We start from the raw sequence: 3,035 nt of genomic DNA on the forward strand, positions 1-3,035 counted from the left end.
TTTTCATTTTTATTAAATTTTCATATTTTTATTAAATTTTACTTTTTAAACTATTTTTTATAACTTTCTTAGAATATTTATTTTTCTTTATAATTTTAATATATTAAACTATTTATTAAAAAAACTGTAATTTTTAATTTATTTAGTAAAAAAAGAATTTTTTATGAGTTAAATTTATAAAGGAGTAAAAACAATCTATTTTTACATTCAATTAATTTTTAAAAATTTGGTGATAAAATGACTGAAGAATTAATAAATGTAAATAGGGATTATTTGATTTGGGCCAGAAAATCCATTCATTTTGAAAAATCCTTTGTTTGCCGTCAACTTGATATTCCTTTAAAAACCCTGGAATTATGGGAGAGTACTGGAAATATTAGTTTTTTAGATTTAAAACGTTTGGCTGAATTGTATAAGCAAAACACATTAATATTCTTCTGTCATGATAAACCGGTTTATGAGGATTTTCCAGATTTCAGATTCGGTGAATTGAATATTGAAAGTTTTCCTGAAATATTCCATGAATTAAGAAAAGCTAGGGCTAGACGAGAAAAACTATTTGACATTGATGAATTATGGGATGGTTTTGAATTAAATGAATATGTGCTAAAGGATTATTCTGTTAATACAAAAGCTGAGGCTATTGATATAGTAAATAATGTCTTTGAAATTAATGACTTGAAAAGAAACTCCTATTCTCTAGAGGATTGGATAAATCTATTTGAAGAAATGGGGATTTTGGTTTTTCAGTTTTTTAACATTTCTCCAAATGACTTAAGGGGATATGCCATTTACTATGATAAATTGCCTATCATTGGCATTAATGTTTATGAAAGTGAAAGTTCAAAGAAATTTACCTTATTTCATGAATTGGCCCATCTGTTAATTAAAAAAGAGGGATTGAGTAATTTTAATTCCTTTTATATTAAGAACAATCTTGAATCAATGTGCAATTCAATTGCATGTGAACTTCTAGTTCCTTCCAGTGAAATTGAAGGTTTTATTAATCCTGATAATTCTAATTTAAATGACGATGGTTTTTCTTCTAATTTGGAGGGGAATAATGAGGATTCTAATTTAAATGATGATGGTTTTTCTTCTAATTTGGATGGGAATAATGAGGAATATTCTGATTTAATAACTAATACACTGATTATTAATTTGTCTAAAAAATATAATGTTAGCAAGAAGCTCATTATTAGAAAATTTATTGAAATGGGTTTAATTGATGAAAAGAAATTTAACAGTCTTTTAAATATTTATTTAAATGATTTTGAATTAATTTCTATAGAGAATATAAAGGATGATTGTGTAAAATCAGATTTGATAATAAAAAAATATGGATTTTATTATATTCAAACATTGCTTTATGCATATTTTGAAGAAATAATTGATGATTTGGATATTTTAAGAAATTTAAAAATTTCATCAAATATTATGAAATTATTAATTAGAAAAGTTAAAGAAAGAAGTTAAAAATGTACTCAATTCCGATTTTGTGAGTTTATTAATTAGAAAAGTTAAATGGGGTAAAATTATGTTAAATACTAAATATTTGGTTGATTCTTCTTTATTAATTCGTAGAGAGGAGTTTGAAGAATATGAAATTGATGCATTTCCTACGCACTGGTATAATTTTGATCGATTGGTTGAATGTGGAGTAATTTCATCTTTAAATGAAGTTAGGGATGAAATAACTCTTAAGGGTTATGATTATTTTAATAATTGGGTAAAACAATATGATTTTTTATTTAAAAATTTAGATAAGTCTTCATTAAATTATTTGAATGAGGTTTTATCCTATTCATTTCCAAACTGGATAAAAAAATTAGAATCTGAAGATAAACTTGCTGATGCCTATTTGATAGCTTATGCTAAGGTGCATAATATTACATTGGTAACTCAGGAAGTTTATAATTTAACCCATAACACTAAGGAAAAAAATTATAAGATTCCTACAATTTGTGAGTTAATTGGCGGTAAATGTGTTATGAAAAGTTGTGATACAAATTATAAATATAAAAATTTTGATTTTGAATGTATTTGTTTTAATGAATTGATAAAAAGAGAACACCTGTATAAACCTAATCTTTTTTAAAAATATTGGTAAAAAATATTTTTACCATTATTTTTTAAATTTCAGTTCATTTTTTATAAAAGAAATCTTTCAAATATTACTCTAGCTATTTCATAGGCTATTTCAAAACATAAAAAGTATAATAAGCTCCAAAAGCTTAAAAGTCCAAATATTGCCAGAATGAATATTGTCACTTTAAGTGCAAATCTGTAATCAAAGAAATATTCCAAAAACCTGCTCTTTTTATAAATTTTTTCATTGTCATTTCCAATTTCATCAATAATTGCACCAATGATGCAGATTGCTATTACAAAAATTGAATTCATTGTGAATGAAGGAATTCCAAGAAATATGAAAACTATTAAAAATGAGACCATTGTTGCAATGTGATGAATTCCATCAACCTTTAGTGCAAGTATGTTTCCAATGAGAATTGCAATGAAGATGGATGCCGCATCAATATTTATTGAAGATGCATATGCTGTAAAAATTCCACAGATTATGCCAAGTATGATTGATAAAATTTTATTTGACTTTTCATCATATTCATCGTCTGAAAACTTCATAAAGAAACCGGACAATATGTATGAAGATGCTAAGATTGGATTAAACAAGTTATAACTCCTGTAATTTTTAATAGTTGTTTGATTAAATTAATGGTTTTTTGATTAACTTGTATTTTAATCAATTTTGTCATTAATTTAATTGATTTATTTTTTTCTTTCAAATTTTTGAAAAAATTTTCTTTAATTTTCATCAATTTTTTATATTTTTTAAAAATTTTATTTTTAATGATTAAAATAGTTTTTTAGTTACAGAACAATATTTTTTTTATTTTTATTTATTCAAATAGTTTATAATTTTTAAAACTATTTTTTTAATATTTTTAAAAGTTAAAGAATTTATTTTTAGAAAATTTTTTTTTAATTATTTTTCTATAATTTTTTTTTTAAAAAGT

General features: G+C 23.2%; 3 protein-coding genes. 2 read left to right on the top strand and 1 reads right to left on the bottom strand.

Translation table 11 applies throughout. The features are described from left to right. Positions 1-237 precede the first annotated feature (237 nt). Complete coding sequence (locus Q0138_RS04755; protein ID WP_297981604.1) at positions 238-1,476, top strand: ImmA/IrrE family metallo-endopeptidase; 1,239 nt, start codon at positions 238-240, stop codon at positions 1,474-1,476. A gap of 61 nt (positions 1,477-1,537) precedes the next feature. Next, positions 1,538-2,098 (top strand): DUF4411 family protein, encoded by a 561-nt coding sequence (locus tag Q0138_RS04760; protein WP_297981606.1) that lies wholly within the window; start codon positions 1,538-1,540, stop codon positions 2,096-2,098. A 53-nt stretch (positions 2,099-2,151) separates the two neighbouring features. On the opposite strand, the gene Q0138_RS04765 is transcribed toward Q0138_RS04760, so the two are convergent. Further along, positions 2,152-2,691, bottom strand: a complete 540-nt coding sequence (locus tag Q0138_RS04765) for a hypothetical protein (protein WP_297981607.1) — start codon at positions 2,689-2,691, stop codon at positions 2,152-2,154. Positions 2,692-3,035: the final 344 nt, after the last annotated feature.

The organism is uncultured Methanobrevibacter sp., from assembly GCF_937906425.1.
Classification (GTDB): domain Archaea; phylum Methanobacteriota; class Methanobacteria; order Methanobacteriales; family Methanobacteriaceae; genus Methanobrevibacter.